Below are 19,209 nucleotides of genomic sequence, written 5' to 3'. Positions count from 1 at the left end.
TGTGCTGGTTCCATTGCTTAGAAGGAATATAGATTCACTGGACGACCGCCAAGATCACCCCCCACATTGCCGTGAGGTAAATATCACCAGACTAAATATTGAGAAGCTAAAAAGACTTATAGCGAGAAATATTCTTTAGTATTAGTTTTAAAGGCACTTCAGGCTTAGGGAGCACAGAATCCATGAACTCATCAAAAACCCTCTGTTGATTTTCAAAAGTCTCGCGCGTTGACTTGCTTCCGGCGTATGTCTTCGGTTGACTTTGCCTTCCAGAAAGGGAATTGAATAAATGGCGAATATTCTCCAACTATCATTCGAAAAGATGAATTCAAACTTATGCTTTTGAAATCTCAATCTGCCACATGTCTTTTATTTGAGCGCTCCGCTTGCGATTAAATTTGTCAGGCGACAGACATGTCTAAAGTTATTCCCTTAATGTCGATTTCATGAACACTATCAATATCCGCTCTTTGTGGGTCAAATATAGCCAAGTTAATACCGCTACCCATGGAGCTATTGTAGATCACACCGTCGTACCCAAATTTCTTGATAAGTTCACAGAGATACTGAGTTGGAATATAGTTAAAGGCAACATCCATTGGAACTACAGGAGTGGAAAGCTCTTCACCTAGTATTTTGAGCAAATCAGTTTGGCCTCTTAACAACTCTAAATCCCCTTCTTCATCGAGGATAAAAGGGGAGATCGAAGATCTTGGATTTCGAAGGTCGATAAAGTCAAGATTCTCGTTAGTGTGAAACCTACCTACACACACGCGTTCCCCTGGGTGCGGGCGAACTTCGGCCGCAGCGGTTTCAGTTTCTGAAGCCAAATAAAGATATGGAATTCCGGCTGGATTTGCTCTCCCATGAGAGGCCTTTTTGGGAGGTGGAGCGCCCATCTCTGCGGCGGGAAACGGTGTGCCATTGGTTTCAATCCTGGCGCGAAACCAATCATGTGGCAACTCGTCTGACTTGACAACTAGGTAGCGAAGAATTTTCTCTAGCCAGTCTTTTCTGAAATCTGTTACCGGGAAAAAGCGATTCTGATGCATCAGTTCTAGTTTCAACTGCTCCCATCTTTCGGCACTTTCGGAGTTACATCTTGCCGAAATGGAGAATTTTTTCCTGACAATTTCACCATCGTTTAAGATTTCAGCAAGAATTTCTTTGGCGTGAGGGGCACTGATCTTTGTCTGATTAAAAATCCCCCAATCGTCGTTCAAGAGCTGAGACAACGGCGATCCATCTTCGCTCTGAACGTATATACCAATTAAGACTTCAAAATAGTTGGACAACTTATCCGCTGCTATAAGATGCTGATCTAGAGTCTCGCAAGTTGGACATGTTCCTTTTTCAGAAGAAAATTGAGGGATTATTTCGTTTCGCAATCCGATATCATCAAAACAATTGGGGCAAACAATCATGCTTGTTCTCTACGAGTTGAAGTACTCTGAAAAGGTTTCGATATGATGTTTCATTGCGAGTTTTTTCACATACCCTAAGCCAGGAAAGTGACCCTTCGCGTGTAATTCTCGAAACTCTTTGATAGAGTCAGTCTCATAAAATTTGTTATCGGTAGATGCTAAATGATTAATTAGTTTAGATAAGGCTTCAGAAAATTTACCAGCAGGGTCAGTTGGGGTATCTTGCTTGATTGATTTAAAGTGACTGATGTACATGATGTCATCATCGTCGGGATCAATAAACGTAAGGTGTAGGGCTACCGTGTAAGCTGGTCCGCCACTCTCTTGATAGTCGCTTCCGACCATCAAGAAATCAGAAAATCCCGTCGCTCCCTCCAAGTCGTAGGTAACATGCAAATCAGAAAACACCTCAAAGTCAGGGTGGTCGGCGTTTCTTCTTTTCTGAAAGCTATCTTTCAATAGAATTTTGTTTTCTGCTGTACTGAAATTTTTCTGATATAGTTTTCCAGCTTTTCCATCTGCGAAGATGTGCGTGGAATTTTTTTTCCCATCGAGGTAGGCTGACAAAGCTTTTGCTTCAGAAAACCCGTTGTGGATAAACGCTATGTCATATTCTTGAAGATTTTCGTATAAGGACTTGGCATAGGTGAAAGAAGTCTCTTCATTTAGAGCAATTCCTACTGTAAACGTTTTGTCTTCTTCGTGCTTAGTCGCGATCAGTTGCAAAAGCGATGAGTTGTCTTCTTCAAAGTCGCCAACGCTAGGGTTCGCAATTACAATGCAGTTTGCATTGTTTTCAATCACCGCATCGATGGCCTTGCTTAATCCGCTAAGCTGTTCTCTAACAGGCTCAATAATCGGAATGAAGTTTGACGAGCCAAATATACTCGCACATTCACGAATTGCGATGAGTTCATACTGCTTTCCCCTAAAGTAAGGATAATACATTTATTGCGCCCACTTCTTTGCTACCTCAACGGGAGTGCTCAGCGTCTCGGTGAGTTTAGTTAATTGTTTAGTGTTAAGTTTTGAACTTAATGCCACAGCCTGCAATGCCGCTGGAAGGTTTTCAATGTAGGGTTCTAGATCAGTTAGCTTTCTGGTCTTTTTCAAGGCCTTAACCATTTCTTGATGCGCTACATCAGATGGTATGGTCTCAAACACTTCTTTGTAAGCGGTAAACCTCTGTGTGTTTGGAACAACTGGAATATCGAGGCCCAATGACGCCATAATAATTTCGGCTTCTTTCGAAGTGATCGATGAAAAAATGGCGGCAGAACTTGTTCGACATGGGTCGTCAATTGCATCTCGTAAGGTGCTGATTTTATATCTTTTTCCTAGAGTCATAATACCAACATCGCTGGGGAGCCGCTTGAGAACCTCATCGACGTGGTTGTCTCCAACTATTACATTCACTTTGGCAAAAACCGTGCGGTAAGCTGAAATCTGTTTTTCCAGTCGACTTAGAGTGTCTCGCTCAGACTTAATTTCGTAAACACTGCCGGTTCCGTTCAGAATAACTACGTCAGCTTTACAGTCTCCCACCCTAAACTCAGTTAACATAGAAGCGGTTCTCAGTGAGTGGGTCCCAAGCAAGACTTTGTGTGTGAGTGCAGCCTTGTACGCATATTCGTGACGAAAGCCCTTTTGTTTTAAGTAGTGGAATGCCCGTTCGAAAACCGTAGCAATCGTATCTTCCGGGTTCAACGATACATCTAGTCCAGACTCCGCCACAAGCCGAGCAAGCAAAGGTGATTTGCCTTGTTTAGCTAAGTCTCTGATAAGGGACGAAGAAAAAAATCTGCTTACGGCAGCAGCTTGTATGTTTTGATCTGATTGCATGGTATATTTTTCCGCTCCTGACGATTGTAACTGAATCGTGCTAGAATGGAAGGGATACTGCATGATTTTATCCAGTAGTTCACAGCCTATTTGCTTGCAGTCGAGCGACAGCATTCAGTCGCATGCTATCCCCCTAAAGCGCTATTCCGTTGCTGAGATGACATCATACGCTGCGATCCTTGCGGGCACCTTACAGTACTAAGAGGCACGGCAAGATGTGGGTCAGTGACCCGTTTACGCTGCGACCCCTTCGGGCACCTTACAGTACTAAGAGGTACTGCAAGATGTGTGTGGTAGTACCACACAATCTTGGCAAGGGGGTCCGCTGCGCGCCCCCGTTGCATCCCCCTATGCGGATGGTCATGAGTTGGGATTGACCCATCGCAAGACCATGCAAACATATCGCCGTTTGATCTCTCGTCGGGGAGATGCCTCTCTCCCCAACACCCCATAGGTCAACCGTACGCCGATTGAATACCGCCAGCTTGATCGAAGCTGGACCCGACCACGGGGCTATCGCTGCCCCTTGGATCCCTCTCGCAGGTCTTGGAGATATGCCTCTCCACCTGCACCGAACCATGCACAATCATTTTGCATGATTGATCCGCAATCAGGGGCATAATCCATGCCCCCAATACCCCTTTGGACCAGTGGTTCCGCCCACTGGATAACGGTCTAGGGCTGCCGCCCCCGCGCAGATCAAACGGTGGGACCTCCCCATGCTCGCTTCATTGCATTGCAGCTGCGCGTGGCTCCGGTCCTGCTTGAGGCACCTTTGATCTTTGCACCCCCGCTCCTCGGCGGAAGCCAGACGGTTGCATGCGCAACCCGTCATATACGAGAGGAGACAGACCCATGCCGCAGCTATTCACACAACCCTACGACATGAACGCCAATGGCTTTTACTTTGAAAGCATTGAAGAATACACAGCCAAGGCTCAAGCTAACCGGAACATCTACGGTGATCCCGTCGAAGAATACGAGATCCAGTTCATTGATGGGGATGAGATTGATTGTGCCTTGGCTGAGGCGTGGGGCCTCTATCAAAACAGCATCAGCAGCTATTTCCGCGCAGCAGATGATTGGGACCTCTACGAAAAACAAATCTTTATCATTGCCGTTGGTGAGGTCTGACCTGCCCCCCGCAAAATCCCTCACCATGAAGTAGAGTCTGCCCAACCTATGTAGGAGCAGACGAATGCGTAAGAGCCGTTTCACCGAGGCGCAAATCATTGGGATGATCAAAGAGCAGGAAGCCGGGATGCCGACAGCAGAGGTGTGCCGACGGCACGGCCTGAGCCCGGCGACCTTTTACAAGCTGAAGTCCAAATATGGCGGCATGGAGGTTACGGAGGCCGCGCGGCTGAAGGCGCTGGAAGATGAGAATGCCAAGCTGAAGCGGCTGCTGGCAGACACGATGCTCGACAACGTGGTTTTGAAAGACCTGCTGGGAAAAAGCTGACGACACCGAAAGAGCGGCGAGAGGCAGCGCTCACTGCGATGCGGGATCACGGCATCTCGCAGCGCAGGGCCTGCCGGCTTGTCGGTGTCGACCCCAAGACGGTCCGGCGCGAACGCCCGCCCGACCATCCCGAGATCCGCCAGGAGATGAAAGAGATCGCTGGCAAACGCCGCCGGTTCGGCTACCGGCGGATCGGCGTGCTGCTTGAGCGCAAAGGCATGATCATGAACCACAAGAAACTCTACCGGCTCTACCGCGAAGAAGGCCTTGCGGTAAGGAGGCGGCGGGGCCGCAAGCGTGCCCGGGGCTCGCGAACGCCGATGCCTGAAGCCACGCAGCCCAACCAGCGCTGGTCCCTGGACTTCCTGGCGGATAGCTTCGGCGCGTCGCGGAAATTCCGCATCCTGGCCGTGAATGATGACTGCTGCCGGGAAAACCTGTGCCTGGCCGCGGACACCAGCATTTCAGGAGAGCGCGTTGCCCGGGAGCTGGACGCGCTCGTCCGGATCTACGGGAAACCCGCTTGCATTGTCAGCGACAACGGCACGGAATTCACCAGCCGGGCAATCCTGAAATGGGCCGACAGGAACGGCGTGGATTGGCATTACATCGACCCCGGAAAACCGCAGCAGAATGCCTTCATCGAGTCGTTCAACGGCAGCCTGCGGGACGAGCTTCTCAATGAAGAGCTGTTCGATACCCTGGACGATGCCCGCCGCAAGCTGGCGCTGTGGCGCTACGATTACAACAACGTCAGGCCCCACTCTTCGCTGGGGAACAGAACGCCAAAGCAAGCGCGGCAGGCGCTTGAGCTATTTGAGGGTTCCGCGCCCGCCGCGCTTGCCAAGCCCGAAACCGACGACTACCAAAATCAAACCCGCAGACTCTCCTCATGAGCGAGGGACCAGCGGGGGGCAGGTCAGGTCGGGTATCAATTTGACCCTGAGACCGTATCACCCGCAGATTTTGATGTAGACATCTACCACATCGAGACCATGAACGACCTCGCACAACAGTTTGTTGATGAGGGATTATTTGGAGAGATCCCCTCTCATCTTGCAGGCTACATTGATATGGAGGCTATCGCCCGTGATCTCGCCATGGATTACACAGAAACCCTCATTGCTGGAGAGCATCTTATCTATCGGGCGGCTTAATCGCCCGATACTCCCTCTCCTCCAATGAGGGAGCACGAATATAATGGATTTAACCTCAGCACTTGCTTTGAAACTCACTATCTGCTTTGAGCCAATCAATCTTAAAATGTGAGGACCAAATGGGAATAGATCTAACCGGAATGAGCGCGTCAGAGCTTGAAGCTCTGGCTAAAGACATTGAAGCTCGCAAAGCAGAAGTCGTAAAACAGGCCAAGCATAATGCTTATGCTGAAATGCTTGCCGTTGCCGAAAAACACGGTGTGTCTTTCGATGAGGTCATCGCACTGCACGGTGGCAAGGGGCGTAAAGCCACTGGCAAGGCCCCAGCTAAATACGCCAACCCCGCCGACCTCTCCCAAACGTGGTCTGGCAGAGGTCGTAAGCCTGCATGGGTTCACGAAGCGCTCGAAGCTGGCAAATCAATCGAAGATCTCGAAATCTAATATCCGGATTGGCAAGGCTGTTCGCCGGAGCATCCCGTCAGTATGCAACTGGCGGGATTTTTCTGGACTCCCCATGCGCTTGAAGCGAGAGTGGCTCATATCGATTGTTGAGTTATTGGAGAGTAAAATGCCGAACTTCTACGTGAACAAAAACACCCAAGCCAATGGTGACAACGAAGTCCACCGCACAGACGGACAGGACTGCCCGACACCTGCCGAGACTTGGAACCGTGTTGACCTTGGATTGCATTCTGATTGTCATGGTGCAGTCGCTGCTGCCAAGCGTATGGGGTATAATGCCAATGGCTGCTATTACTGCGCCAACGCCTGCCACACGTCCTGAGCCTATGGTGATCGCCCGGTAATTCTAACTGGGCGATCACACCGCGATCCTATCCCATACAGTTGAGAAGAACGAATGAAGCTCTGGCATTGGATTGGGCTGTTTCTGTTCGTGATATGGGTAGGATCATCATTTGCGCCTGACGATCCGCCCAAGCGCTCTTCCAGTTCCTCTGATCGCTCCAACGCCACCTCTCCCGTGAGTGATCCCACGCCCTCCACCTCTGCTTCACAGCCCGCTAAAATCAGGCTCTATGTCACGGGCAATGTCGTCAATGTGCGCAGCGGGCCCGGCACATCTTACGCACGCGTCACCCAGCTTAAACGCTCGGATGAAGCTCGGGAGATCTCCCGACGAAACGGCTGGGTTGAGATCAGCTTCCGTGACGGACGCGGTTGGATGTTCGGCAAGTATCTATCGCCTACCCGCCCCAGGGCACCATCACCGCCGCCTCCGCCACCACCAGTGAAAAAAGCCCCGCAACAAAGGCGCTGTCACCCGAGCTATTCAGGGGCGTGTGTCCCCATCGCCAGTGATGTGGATTGTGCAGGTGGTTCAGGCAATGGCCCCGCCTACGTGCGCGGCCCAGTTCGCGTGATTGGGCGCGATGTCTACCGCCTTGATCGCGATAAAGACGGGATTGGGTGCGAATAGCGTCACTCAGCAAGTACTTATGCAAGCATCACGGATTGAGAGGGTCGCTCCGCGCGCAAGCTATACTTGTATTGCCTTCCGGGCGGGCATAGTTTGCGCCCATTCGTTTTTGTAAAGGGTTTGCATGTCTGATTTTGAAGCATGGGTTGGCAAATGCCATATCCGAGACGGACAAAGTCCGGATCGGCGAGACTATCAGTGTTATGCGGCGGTTTGGACCAACACCCGCGAGGGCTTTGATATTGCCCTACACCAACACCTAAAACCGCACACACAAAGCCTGCTTTGGGCCGAAGATGTGCACCCTATGAGCCAATGGTTGCAACGCGGTGGCCATAATCAAGCCGTTATGGAGCTGGCGCGAGCCGTTCATGCAGGTCACGCCGTGATACTGGGGACGGTCACGGACATCGAGGAAGGCAGAAGGCCTACACCACTCCCTGCATACCTCACGATTACACAACATGAGATCCCCCCACAGCAGAACCAAACGCCGATACCCTTTGGGACAAAAGAGTGGATCGCCCTAGAGCTGAAAGAGCTGTTGTTCGGCCAGCCTGAAGACGGAGCAAAGCTTCGAACCTATCTCATCGTTGATGCGGCATTACGCAAGACTATTACTGGTGTTTTTGACCTTGAAAGCGACTTGATCGACGTGCCGATGCGATGTCTGTTCAAAGGTGAAAAGGCAGACCTGCTCAAGGAAGCTGCACCTTACCTGATCGATATGACTTTGCCTGATGGGGCATGGCAAGACGGGGACTTGGTGCCCAGCTTTCATAAGAGCTTTTTTGATAAGCATTGGGGACACAACACAGGACTATTTATCCGCACGCCCGCTAGCTTTGAAGACGTGTGGGGGCATTTTCGCAAGTTCCCTCGCATGCAAGTCGAGGACGATAGAAGGTGGATGTATTTTAGGTTCTGGGACCCACGCATCGCTCCAAGCTACTACGGTAGTATTAAAACCATTCCCGAAAAATCCGTGCAGTGGTTTGAGATGCGCAACAAGGCTCGCATTGTCTCCCTGATCGGCGATCAAACCGATAGTGGTAACGCGTTCAGCATCACTCCCGATTGGGACAACCTCAAAGGCTTTGCAAGCATCGGGCAACCCATCTTGTCTGATGCAGAAATGAAAGGGTTCGAGAGGTACAAGCTGGAGAAGTTTGATCGCGAGACAGCGAGCGAGTTTCATCAAAAGTATCCCAAGATGAAATTCTCGCTAAAAGACCTGACGCAGATATCGAAAGACATTCGTACTTGGTGCCAAAGACACAATGTTGAGGGTGAGCGCGATATCAAGCGCATCATGAACTCTTATCTATTCATTGGTGATGCATTTTTCTCAAACCCTGCCTGCGCCAGCAAAATACAGCATATTGTTACAGACAGCTCTCTGTCCCAAAAAATAAAAGCGGATCGCGTGGTTTCAGTTGTGAAAGAGTTTTTGTCTCATACCTCCAACAGGAGTATTGTTAATGAGTCCAAATGATGCCGTTGCAGAGCTAGAACGCACGGATGGGGAAATTGCAACTCAGGACAACCAACCTGTGTCGCAGACCTGCACCGTATGCCCCACACATGTCACAAAGATCAGTGGCCCAGACGAGGTGTATCTCGGTCAAACATATACTTTTAAAGTCGAAGAATATAGCCGTGAGGTTCAAGGCGACTATTGGCAAGAAAAAGTATCATGGGAAGTATCGTTGTACCGTGAGCCGGAAGTTTGGGGTCCCGATAGAAGGCAAAGCGTTGAAAAAATCGTCTTATCCAATCATGGCGAAGAGCTAAACCTCGCAATCAGAGAGGAGTGGGCATTCCTCGATATGCAAGTATTCGCGTATATCAACATGCCTGTTGACGACGTTAGCATTAAGCCAAAAGTACGAGGCGCATGGGCGGTCACGGGCACATGGTCTGCTCAAAAAATTTCTGAGTATCGAACATATGCCAAAACAACGGCGAATGTTTACTTTAGGGGTAACACTCGAAAATTCGTTTGCGAAGATTTTGCAATTAGCTTGGCAATGCAATTTGCCAGAGAAAATAACCTTCCCTTCAAAATCTCAAACGGGACAGGATTATACGACGCGAAGGAATACCACTACTCTGAGCATGAACATGGTGGTAAGCACATGCCATTCGACCAAGTTATGCTACGAACGACGGGAGCAAGAGATCTAAATCCCGACAATCAACCAAACACCGTTGCTATTATCGATAGCGTGAACGCACCATCTTACAATGCAGCCCTCCAAGCCAATATTGTAAAATCAGGCATGATCCATATAATGGATACCAGCAATAACGGGACGACAAATCATATTCAAGTTATTACTGATATTGATGTGCAGATGACGCCGCCATACGCCAACAAGCCCTTGACGGAATTAATTCCTCCATATCGCGGTGAGTACGTTATTGCGAAGATCGGCATTCATCAAGGGAATTTCCCGGATAACTTCGCAGCAGCAAGGCGTGGTTTAGCCGGATATTTCACCGGGGGCGACGAGGATATGTATTCGTATTGGTATCTGGGTGTAAGCCTGCAAACAGGAAGCTATGAGATGCCAAGTGGCAACTATACTAGGAATGGAAGTACTGCGGCAGGGCTTCTTTTCAACCAAGTACAAGCCGTCGCAGATTGGAACTTTTCATCATGGAACAGATAAAGCAGATTTCTCCACTAATCAGCATCTCAATGCTGTATATTTTCTCTATAATAAATATTTCTTGCGCCGCTTGGTTGGCGTACTGCCATCTATTTGGAGAACCTTTAAGAGAGTTACGAGATTTTCACCCCATAGTGTCATTTATACGTGAGTACACTCCCGTTGTGCTCGCGTATCTTCTACTGAATATTGTGATTGTGGCGGCATGCATATTCTTTCTTTTCACCGGAAAGCTTGCAGTTGGTAATTTCGCACTTGCTATGGTCGCGTTTTTAACTCCGGCCTGTATATTTTTGCTTGCTTACTAATTGAGGTCTATAGAGTAGAAAAGATATTCCCAAGGCAGGACCGTAGCCCCAATGCAAAAAGCGGCCCGTAGGCCGCTTTTCTTAGTTTGGACTGCTCGTTAGGACTTGTTGGAGCCGTATGATCCCATCCGTGTCTGGTAGGAGGTGTAGGATTCACCGGGCTGCTGCGCTGAGGGCTTTTGCCCTTTCAGTGCTTCGTCACGGCCTTGGTTGACCGATCCTTGGTAGGTATTCTGACCATTGTTCTTGTACGGATCATTCGTATTGGACATGGCATATCTCCTTTGCTGCCAGTGGGGTTAAAACTTGACGCCGCCGCTGCCTGTCACAGCGTTGTCGCCCTCAACTTTGTTGATCTGAACAATCACGGATTTGCGCTGTGGTGTCGGCTCCACCACATAGGCCTCAACCTGCCAGTGCTTGCGCCCCGAGATCTCGGTAAACCAATGGCCCTTGACCGCGCCATTACCCTCAAACGCGCCCCACACATACTGATCAACAGCATGCTTTTTCCAAAGATAGGCGTTGAACTTGTCCGAGGCCGGACCGTATTTGGCAAAGAGAGTTGTCACCAGATCTTGCTTGGATGTGCCTGTGACGTTTTGGACCATCACAATGCTCGTCGAAGCACCCGTTTCCGTATCAGCATAGACCACCCCGCAGCTATGAAGCTGGCTGCTATCCAAACAATCCAGATCCGGCCCCATATGGACCGCATAGGGGTAAGGGTTCTCCGACCCATCGAAGGTATAATAGCCCATCCCTGTATCCAGCCGATCTGGATTGCTGGAAAACCGCAGTCCCCCATCATAGGTCAGTACCGTATAGCCCTGATCCTCAAGCGCCTCTGCGATGTCTTCAAGGTCATCACCGATGGTCAAGCCCGCAACAGAAACCGCCTCATCATCCAAGAGCGTTGGGGCCGCATTGGCTCCCACCTGAACATCCCGCTTTTGATCGTCGGCAATCGCTGCTGAGTGGATCAGCTGCCCCGAGCGATCTTCAAACACTTTGACGTCTGTGATTTGTCCACGGACATGACGTTGATTGTTGGGCTTCACCCCAAAGGGCAAAAGCGTGACCTCTACGATCACATCCCCATAAGGGCTTTGCTCACGGATCTTGCGCGCCTCAGCGACAGGGATTTTCCATTCATGGAAATCTGCCGCATTGTCCATGACCAACGCATAGTTGCTATAGGGAAAATACATGCCCGGCGCGAAGATCGAAATGCGATACACGCCGTTTTCTGCATCATACTGCCCGATATTGGCATTCACACGAAGTGTGATCCCATCCACATCGGCAAAGCCCTCATATTCAGAGCGCAGTTGTGCCTCAACACGCTTGAGGATAGCTGGTTTATCGAATTCGTTGGCGTAGCGGTACTCTTTGCTTTTCAGCGCCCGCTCACGAAAGTTGGGTGTATTGCCCGCCAAGAAATCGGCCAGCAGAGCCATGGTTTTGACATCGGGATTAGTCAGGGTTCGGGCGTGAAGCGGTGCGCCGAAGCTGGCACACACAGCCGCAACACAAAGCGCGCCAGTGATCTTGGAGCCGAACTTTGGGAGCATGGGGCATGTCCTTATGGTCGCGTGGTGCGAATCCAAAAGGGTTCCCTTTTGCTAAGTCTATCAGCATCAGCAAAACCAATCACTGCCTGTTTCTTTTCCACAGTTAATTCAAGGGGAACAGGCTCTTCAAACCCTCAGTGCGTGCGGCTTGTGAAAGGGAACCCTTTTGCAAAGAGGAAATCGCCATGAAACCCGCTTGTTCTGCGCAGAAATTCGCTCACACTCAGAGCATGGATGATAACCATCTGAAATCACGAAAGATTGGCTATGTGCGCGTCTCTGACAAAGATCAGACCGAGGCCCTACAGCTTGATGCCCTCAACACTGCGGGCTGTGACAAGGTATTTGTGGATCACGGTGTCTCGGGAGCCAAGACCAAGCGTGACGGTCTTGATCAGCTATTTGAAGAACTCAAAGAGGGTGACACGCTTGTTGTATGGAAGCTGGATCGCTTAGGGCGCTCAACCATTCATCTCTTACAGATCCTCAATGACCTCAGAGATCGTGGCATAGAGTTTCTGGCAATCACCCAAGGGATCGACACACGCACCGCCGTTGGTCGCATGATCTATGGCCAATTGGCTGTGTTTGCCGAATATGAGCGCAGTCTCATCTCAGAGCGTACCAAGGCAGGTATGGCCGCTGCCAAAGCCCGTGGCGTGCATGTGGGAAGGCCGAAGCAAATTTAGCACTAGAAAGCCTGCCCGGAGTACAACTCAGTCAGAGGAAAGGCTTGAAAATTCCGCAACTCATGTCAAGGTTAATGCATAAGATTGAATGATGGAGGATGGTGTGACAATTTTTCCGGTAAAATTAGAAAAAGCTACTCCCAGAAATACCGAAAAGTTCGGATTCTTTATTGGTGAAGATATTCGGCAAGAGCGCATACCCATCCCTTTTTACGATCATGTTGATGAGGGGCAGAATATTCCGTTTGAGTATACAGGTAAAGCTGTACTCAGAACAGCGAGAATACACCCGACTAAAAAAAGTAACATCTGGCTAGAGCGGCATATGAATATGACCCAATTTTTTATCGGATTGGGGTCTAGTCAATTTGCCATGTTGTTAGCTACCCCAACACACAATCTAACAGAGGGAAAGAGAGACAAACCTGATCCTTTATCACTTAGATGTTTTTTGTTCGATAGCGGGACGGGCATTGTTTTAAAAAAGGGTGTGTGGCATGATTTCCCCATGGCTCTTGATAGACCTGTGACCTGCATCACAGGTAACTCAGATGAGGTAGTTCAAGCGCTTGTGGAAATGGATACACCTAGAGAAATGAATCATGGAGACGTTTACAAAGTGAACCTCCCTGATCGCCTTGGGATAGAAGTAATTGTGGAGATGTAAAATATGAATGAAAATCAACTTATGCAAAGAGCAATCGATCTCGCAAAAGAAAATGTTGATAAAGGAGGATGGCCGTTCTCAACGATCATAGTGAAGGAAGGTGAGATCATTGCGGAAGCAGTGAATTCGGTTCAATGTAGCCACGATCCATCAGATCATGCTGAAATTGCTGCAATAAGGATAGCAAGCAAAAAACTGCGCAGCCCGGACCTTTCTGGCTGCAAGATGTACGTGGTGGGCCTTCCGTGCCCCATGTGCCTTTCGTGTATGATACTTGCAAAATTAACCGATGTGGTATTTGCAGTAGATGTAGAAAGAAAGGATGCTGCTCTTTCCAAACTGCCGCTTACTGACTCACTGTATAATTTAGTGTCTGATGGGTACGGCGATAAAGTTGTGAAGTATACTCACCTTTCAGAGTTTTCTGAGCAAGGTGAAACTTTATTCAGAGAGTGGAATGAGGATTTTTAAATAAGCGACAGTAATTCAGCCATGCTCTAGGAGAATCTTTATTGGCTCTCCTAGAGTTAAAAAAATAATTAAATGCACTATAGAGAGAGCTATGATTTTCTGCTTCTTCTAGTGGTTTTTCGGCGTGTTGATTTGGATTTGTCAGGGTTTGTTTTTATAGGTATTTCTTTCTCATCGTTTTTGCGCCTGTACCAGATGGCTATTAGACCACTTTTTGGGAGAAGCCAGCCTGTGTGGGACATCTCAGCAATGCCGTCTTTATTTCCCCTATCGGCAGAAAATCCAAGTTCGTAACCTAAAAACTCGACTCTGTGGAAATATATATCATCCTTTATTTCTGAATAGTCAAAAATAACCCTAATGTCCTTTGCTGGATATTCATACAGTATGAATATATAATCATCCCAATCTATAGGGTACTTTACCGTATAGTGCAAAAGTCGCTCTGAAGATTTATTTGCAGAATCTGGTAAGTTCGCAATATATGTATCATTGAACCCATGTTCACCTTCTACGGTGACAGGTTGTCCATCCACTCGAAAATCTGATACGCCGTAGTGCTCATCAATTTCCTCCTTCGATATACCATTGTCATAAAACTGGGCATCGTTTAGCTTGAAGAAAAATTCATATCTTTTGTAATCCTCACTTAATAGGTTTGGTTCGGCTGAAAGCTGATTGTTTTCATCCTCACTAGAGAGCCTTTTAAATCTAAAGCGAACAGTTCGAGCGCCGGGAAGAATTTTTTTATACTCATACTCTTGCGTTACTTGAATGTATTTCCTGCAAGGCGATGGGGTCATCTTGATTCGCAATCTGTAGTGTGGAAAACAAACGCCACCATAATTGTAAACCTGATTCAGAATGGATCTCACCAGATCTCCATGTCCAGCTTCATGAATATTGTCTAGAACTCTTTGCGCTTCGCGGTTGTTAACTAACCCATATACTGCTGTTGCTAGAAGGCCAACAGCGATAGAAACAAATAAACCCGTGACGAACCTAAGTGTATCAGAAGTAAGAAGCGCATCTCCGATTTTCTTAACGTCAAACTCGACGCTTTCGAGCGCGAATCCTAATATTATCACTATCAAGCAAACTGCAAAAATCCACAATATTTTCCAAGTTAGCCTATTGTCGGTATTGGTTTTGAAATTTTTCATTTTTTCACCTCATGAAGAAAACAACCAACAAAATAGATAGTTAGTGGTATGGCCTGCTACGCAATCAGTCATATTATACGTTATGGGTAGTATCGTTTCTTATCAAGGCGGCAATACTAGTTTCGGTTCCTATCGCTCTCGTGATTGATCTGGCGTCTTTCCGGCACGCTGATTGAACACATGCTTGAGCGCTTCCCGTGGCTCAGCGCCTTTGGATTGATTATTGCTGGGCAGATTGCGCCGTATCCCCAGCATGCCACCGGGCGCTAAGTTTGGCGCAGGCTTGCGCTCTATCTGCGGCTCAAGACGCGGATCAGCATTATCCTTGTCTCTGATCGTCTCTTCTTGTGACGCATGAAGATTGAAGCGTTTGCTCAGGCGCTCGGTCATAGCTGCCTCCATGAAGTAAAAACAAAAAAACAGGCAGCGGAGTTTGCCGCTGCCTGTGATTACATCTGGATTATTTCAGGTGAAGATTGACGCCCTTGAGTTTGAGTGCTGGGTGCTCATACCATTTTGCGCGCTTGGCAATGATGGGCGGCATGTTGTCGATGAAGAGCAACTGCTTGCCTTTATTCATGCGCCGCAACTCATCAGGATAGGCCAGCTTGCGCTGTGATGCTGCGCGCGTGTCCGTATCGGTTTCAGAATTGTTGCTCGTGACCCCACCTTTACCCGTACTGCTGCCAAAGGCGCGGGCGACCGCCGATGAAAAGTTCCACACAGTGGTCTCCCCACACATGGAAGAGAAGTATTTGGTGGTCATATCATCCGCAGATCCGCCATAGGAAATCATCCCGGAGTTGGAGATAAAGCTCTGCCAACCTTTCCCATAGACTTTCTCCATCTGGGCCAGATCCTGCACAAAGCCCCAAAGCTGCATGCCGTACCCCGCCATCAGCCCATAGGCTTGCTCAATAGCATTCAATCGTCCAAGGGCTGCCATCTCATCGAGGATGAAGAGCACAGGCCTTTTCGGCTGGACGCTAATGTTGCGAGCATTCACCGTGATTGCCATCTGCACCATGATCCGCAGCAACGGTGCAAAGGTATGGAGACGATCAGCAGGCATCGCCAGATAGACGCTCATCTGTTTGGATTTCAGATCCTCAAACTTAAAATCCGAACGTGAGAGCGCTTCTTGCACACGAGGGCTATCCAAGAAATGGGTCTGTGCTTGTGCAGAGGCGATCACGTTGGATAGCAGCTTGTCGTCCTTTTGCAGACACCGTGCACCCGTGCTGGCCACCACATGATGGGGGGCATTGAGCATGCGCTCGAACAATGTTTGCTGATCTTCACCATCAAGCAAGGTCAGCTCTCGAACGCGCCCCAGATGGCGATGCCCAGCCTCCATCGGGTCTGTTGCCACATAGAGGATCAGCCCTTGCAGGAATGCCATGCTCTCCTGTGACCAGAAAGGGTCAACATCCCGGTCTTTGGTCACAAGAGCATCCGCAAGGATCATGGCATTCTCGGTGATATCAACATCACCAGCCTGTAGCCAATCCATGGGATTAAAGCATGCGGCATCCTCATTTTGGTTTGTAACGATATGCCATGGATCGAAGATATGAACGTCATGCCCCATCGCTCGGCGTGCATCGGCTGTGATCATCGCATTTTCCCCTTTGGGATCAATCACCAGCGTTGAGTTTGGCAATGTCAGAAGATTAGGGATGATTTGCGATGTACCCTTGCCATCGCGCGTGATCATGGACGTGAACAGATGCCGATCACCGTGATAATGGATCGTCCGCTCATGATCCCCATCGGTGGCCGTACCAAGGCGGATACCACCGGGTTCAAACAGACCCTTCTCCTGAATGTCCTGTGTGGTGGCCCAATAGCTAGATCCAAAGGTGGTTGGCGGCTCAGCCAAGGCGCGCAACCCGCGACCCAGCCAATAACCAATCGCCATGCTGAAACCAACGACACTCAATAGAGCGGCTAGGCTCCAACCCAGTGCATCATTGCTGAATATCGCGATCATTGTGAGCACGGACCCTGCACAGGTGAAAAGCATCATGCGGATCTTGGCGGCTTGTGGTGACAACAACCACCCCATGCCAAAACCAATAATGCAAGCGCTGCCAATGATACCTGCACGGATCAGAGGAGCCATCACGAGATAGTCCGAAAGGCCAAACCCATATTGCATATAGTTGACTGTGCGGAAGAACAGGAAAAACGAAGTGATGCCAGCAGCGGCTGCCATCACCTGTTTGGGTGTTACGTGGATAGGATTAGGTTTCATAGGTCACTCCAATTTCGAATTGAACGTGCCTAAGCCGTAGCGAAACCACACAGATTTCAGACGGGGCCATACCAAGGTATTTGAGGGTATCAATCCCTAGCGGATGCGCGGGCTGCGGTTCTTTTCTCGCCGATGTTGCGTGTCCCGCACTTGTGCCTGATCCACTCGGCGCAAATAACCCACCAGATCCCTTATCAGGATTTTGCGATCTTCTTTTTGTTTCTTGCGGGTTGTCACGATCTCATGTTGTAAATCGCGTCGTTCTCGCCAGTGATGTTCAATCAGGTCCTGACGCTGATCACGGTCACGCTTCGCGCATGCCAACGCATCACGTTCGTTCTCATCACGGATTGCACGAGATTTCCCTGTTACCCGATCCCACAATCCCCGCAGGCCTTTGTTCAATCGCGCAGATCTTGCTTTTGCTTCCTCTGCCCAGCGAGCCTCTTGCCGGATATTCAACTCTTCTCGGTCTTTGCGCTGCTCTTCAATCAGGGCTTCACGTTTATCCAGCAACGGTCTTTGTTCACTCTGATGTCGATCCCGCACTTGGCGCGCGTATTCTCTTGCTTGCCCAGCCATGCGGTGAAGCAAAATATGTTTCACATCACGCACAGGCCGAAGCTGCTCAGGATCACCCAGCTTCACCTTTACATCTTTTGTCCTCACACCCGACCACCGAGGCAGAGAATAGATCTGCCCGTTGGTGTCGAGCACAACAAAGCCACGCCTATCTCCTTTGGCGAGAAAGTAGCCTCGCTCTTCCAAAGCGTGTGTCAAAGACTGCAAATTGTCAGAGGCTTCCAACGCTTGGCGAAAAGTTTGTTTGATTTCGCGTGGATCAAGATCTTGGCGTTTGGCCTGCTGCCATTCCTGCAAAGTGAAGTTCAGAGGATTTTTACCGCCATGGCGTTTCAGTCCCTCGGGCAGATCCCAGCCATGCTCTAGAAACAGATCACGCGACAAAGACTTCAGCTTGTTTTTGAAGTGCGGAAGGTTGATCGCCTTAAGCGCTTCCCCATCGATCCGCGACCACACCACATGCGCGTGTCGACGACCTTCCTTTTCGTGGATCACAATCGCACGCGGCTGGTTTTCCAAACCGAGCTTCGCCTCAGCCAGATCTGCTGCTTTTTGAAACATCTCCTCATCCGCCACATGGTCTTGTGGAGGGTTCAAGCTCAGCGAAAACATAAACTGCTTGCAGCGCGTGGCCTTGGACACGGCATGAGCTTCATTGAGCGCCCCATGCAGATCTTGCGCCATGAAGCCCCGAATATCCAGAAGGCGCACATGGTCATTGTCACGATCATTCATCAGGTGATTAGCCAGTGCGGTTGCCCCACCTCTTTGTGAACCAACCAAAATCATGAGGATTTCCCCAGCGCATCCATAAGGGTCGCCCGCATCCAAGACACTTCGGCAATGGCACGTTTGAGATCCTCTTCTAAATCAGGATCGACCACCAGCGTGCCCAGATTCAGATGTTTGGCAATCTGGTTGAGGTTATTGGCCTGACGAGATTGACCAAGGCGGGCGAGTATCTCTGCCAGCAACCGTTGTTCCTCAACAGGTGTTTTACGGCGCTTGCGATAGCGCGGCGCATCCTCCGCAAAGATCACAGATTTGATATAGGAAGACAGGGGCATCGCCCCAGCTTGGGCTTCCAACTTTGCGCGCTCATCATCATTCAGGCGCAATGAAAATGGGGCAGGACGGCTCATGGCTTTGACCCTCCTGTAAGCGGTGATGATGGTGGCGATATGCTCGTGTCATCAGTTGCATGAAGCAAGAAAAGCTTGCGAGATACAACCGGATCAGATTGCAGATAAGTCTCCCAATCCTGCAAGGACTCGATCAATTCTTCAGCCGACAACTGTTCTAGATCAAAACGCGCAGGTGCACCAACTTTCCCGAAAATTAAGCCTGAACAAGCAGCCGCTTGCTGCAGCGAGCCTTGGCGGCGTGTTGCGGGAATATCAGCTGCGGGCTGTATTGCGGGCGGGGCACGGTGTTTCCCGGTTCCGGCAGGTCGGCGGGGCGGTTATAAGCGCAGATGCTCCAGGCGCGTCTGCCGGGG

21 protein-coding genes are annotated in these 19,209 nt (G+C 49.5%); 11 read left to right on the top strand and 10 right to left on the bottom strand.

Annotated elements, in window-relative coordinates:
- Window positions 1-401 precede the first annotated feature (401 nt).
- The 3 genes from AC5STI_RS08965 to AC5STI_RS08955 are packed head-to-tail and all read right to left on the bottom strand — an operon-like array spanning window position 402 to window position 3,380.
- Window positions 402-1,424, bottom strand: coding sequence for an RES family NAD+ phosphorylase (locus AC5STI_RS08965; RefSeq protein WP_495446423.1), 1,023 nt, complete (start codon window positions 1,422-1,424; stop codon window positions 402-404).
- A 9-nt stretch (window positions 1,425-1,433) separates the two neighbouring features.
- On the bottom strand, window positions 1,434-2,372 hold the full coding sequence (locus tag AC5STI_RS08960; protein ID WP_495446422.1) for a sce7725 family protein: 939 nt from the start codon (window positions 2,370-2,372) through the stop codon (window positions 1,434-1,436).
- Window positions 2,373-3,380 carry a sce7726 family protein gene (locus AC5STI_RS08955; protein WP_495446421.1) on the bottom strand — a complete coding sequence of 336 codons (1,008 nt, stop codon included), beginning with the start codon at window positions 3,378-3,380 and terminating at the stop codon, window positions 2,373-2,375.
- 741 nt (window positions 3,381-4,121) lie between these two features.
- Here AC5STI_RS08955 and AC5STI_RS08950 point away from each other — a divergent pair.
- From AC5STI_RS08950 to AC5STI_RS08915, 8 genes are all read left to right on the top strand, one after another.
- Window positions 4,122-4,400 carry a hypothetical protein gene (locus AC5STI_RS08950; RefSeq protein ID WP_495446420.1) on the top strand — a complete coding sequence of 93 codons (279 nt, stop codon included), beginning with the start codon at window positions 4,122-4,124 and terminating at the stop codon, window positions 4,398-4,400.
- A gap of 64 nt (window positions 4,401-4,464) precedes the next feature.
- A protein-coding gene (locus AC5STI_RS08945) for an IS3 family transposase (RefSeq protein ID WP_495445279.1) occupies window positions 4,465-5,624 on the top strand; the annotation gives its coding sequence in 2 pieces (ribosomal slippage) (window positions 4,465-4,723 and window positions 4,723-5,624; 1,161 coding nt in all).
- A gap of 81 nt (window positions 5,625-5,705) precedes the next feature.
- Window positions 5,706-5,885 carry an antirestriction protein ArdA gene (locus tag AC5STI_RS08940; RefSeq protein ID WP_495447747.1) on the top strand — a complete coding sequence of 60 codons (180 nt, stop codon included), beginning with the start codon at window positions 5,706-5,708 and terminating at the stop codon, window positions 5,883-5,885.
- Window positions 5,886-6,004: 119 nt separating this feature from the next.
- Entirely contained in the window at window positions 6,005-6,328 is a 324-nt protein-coding gene (locus AC5STI_RS08935) for an H-NS histone family protein (RefSeq protein WP_495446419.1), read from the top strand.
- A gap of 127 nt (window positions 6,329-6,455) precedes the next feature.
- Window positions 6,456-6,671 (top strand): hypothetical protein, encoded by a 216-nt coding sequence (locus AC5STI_RS08930; RefSeq protein ID WP_495446418.1) that lies wholly within the window; start codon window positions 6,456-6,458, stop codon window positions 6,669-6,671.
- Between the two features lie 75 nt (window positions 6,672-6,746).
- Complete coding sequence (locus AC5STI_RS08925; protein WP_495446417.1) at window positions 6,747-7,325, top strand: SH3 domain-containing protein; 579 nt, start codon at window positions 6,747-6,749, stop codon at window positions 7,323-7,325.
- 124 nt (window positions 7,326-7,449) lie between these two features.
- A complete protein-coding gene (locus AC5STI_RS08920) occupies window positions 7,450-8,820 on the top strand; it encodes a DUF4123 domain-containing protein (RefSeq protein ID WP_495446416.1) in 1,371 nt (456 codons plus the stop codon).
- Window positions 8,807-10,000, top strand: a complete 1,194-nt coding sequence (locus AC5STI_RS08915) for a hypothetical protein (protein WP_495446415.1) — start codon at window positions 8,807-8,809, stop codon at window positions 9,998-10,000. The genes AC5STI_RS08920 and AC5STI_RS08915 overlap by 14 nt, the downstream gene beginning before the upstream one ends.
- A 406-nt stretch (window positions 10,001-10,406) precedes the next feature.
- On the opposite strand, the gene AC5STI_RS08910 is transcribed toward AC5STI_RS08915, so the two are convergent.
- Both AC5STI_RS08910 and AC5STI_RS08905 read right to left on the bottom strand, forming a co-directional pair.
- Entirely contained in the window at window positions 10,407-10,580 is a 174-nt protein-coding gene (locus AC5STI_RS08910; RefSeq protein WP_162559189.1) for a hypothetical protein, read from the bottom strand.
- A 27-nt stretch (window positions 10,581-10,607) separates the two neighbouring features.
- Window positions 10,608-11,882, bottom strand: coding sequence for a hypothetical protein (locus tag AC5STI_RS08905; RefSeq protein WP_495446414.1), 1,275 nt, complete (start codon window positions 11,880-11,882; stop codon window positions 10,608-10,610).
- Between the two features lie 230 nt (window positions 11,883-12,112).
- Between AC5STI_RS08905 and AC5STI_RS08900 the strand changes: the two genes are divergently transcribed.
- The 3 genes from AC5STI_RS08900 to AC5STI_RS08890 all read left to right on the top strand — a co-directional run bounded on the left by AC5STI_RS08900 (window position 12,113) and on the right by AC5STI_RS08890 (window position 13,709).
- A complete protein-coding gene (locus AC5STI_RS08900) occupies window positions 12,113-12,571 on the top strand; it encodes a recombinase family protein (RefSeq protein WP_495446413.1) in 459 nt (152 codons plus the stop codon).
- Window positions 12,572-12,674: 103 nt separating this feature from the next.
- A complete protein-coding gene (locus AC5STI_RS08895; protein ID WP_495446412.1) occupies window positions 12,675-13,238 on the top strand; it encodes an ureidoglycolate lyase in 564 nt (187 codons plus the stop codon).
- Between the two features lie 3 nt (window positions 13,239-13,241).
- Entirely contained in the window at window positions 13,242-13,709 is a 468-nt protein-coding gene (locus tag AC5STI_RS08890) for a nucleoside deaminase (protein WP_495446411.1), read from the top strand.
- An 89-nt stretch (window positions 13,710-13,798) separates the two neighbouring features.
- Here the strand turns inward: AC5STI_RS08890 and AC5STI_RS08885 are convergent, their stop codons facing one another.
- The 5 genes from AC5STI_RS08885 to mobC form a co-directional block, all read right to left on the bottom strand.
- Window positions 13,799-14,872, bottom strand: a complete 1,074-nt coding sequence (locus tag AC5STI_RS08885; protein ID WP_495446410.1) for a hypothetical protein — start codon at window positions 14,870-14,872, stop codon at window positions 13,799-13,801.
- Between the two features lie 129 nt (window positions 14,873-15,001).
- Window positions 15,002-15,262: a hypothetical protein gene (locus AC5STI_RS08880; protein WP_495446409.1), complete on the bottom strand. Its 261-nt coding sequence runs from the start codon at window positions 15,260-15,262 to the stop codon at window positions 15,002-15,004.
- A gap of 70 nt (window positions 15,263-15,332) precedes the next feature.
- Window positions 15,333-17,129 (bottom strand): type IV secretory system conjugative DNA transfer family protein, encoded by a 1,797-nt coding sequence (locus AC5STI_RS08875; protein ID WP_495446408.1) that lies wholly within the window; start codon window positions 17,127-17,129, stop codon window positions 15,333-15,335.
- A gap of 96 nt (window positions 17,130-17,225) precedes the next feature.
- Window positions 17,226-18,500 carry a relaxase/mobilization nuclease domain-containing protein gene (locus AC5STI_RS08870; protein ID WP_495446407.1) on the bottom strand — a complete coding sequence of 425 codons (1,275 nt, stop codon included), beginning with the start codon at window positions 18,498-18,500 and terminating at the stop codon, window positions 17,226-17,228.
- Complete coding sequence (gene mobC, locus AC5STI_RS08865) at window positions 18,497-18,853, bottom strand: plasmid mobilization relaxosome protein MobC (protein ID WP_065328048.1); 357 nt, start codon at window positions 18,851-18,853, stop codon at window positions 18,497-18,499. Before mobC ends, AC5STI_RS08870 begins: the two co-directional genes overlap by 4 nt.
- Window positions 18,854-19,209 lie beyond the last annotated feature (356 nt).

The sequence above is a fragment of the Leisingera sp. CC-HEC096 genome (assembly GCF_059429235.1).
This window is presented reverse-complemented; position numbering and strand designations above follow the sequence as displayed.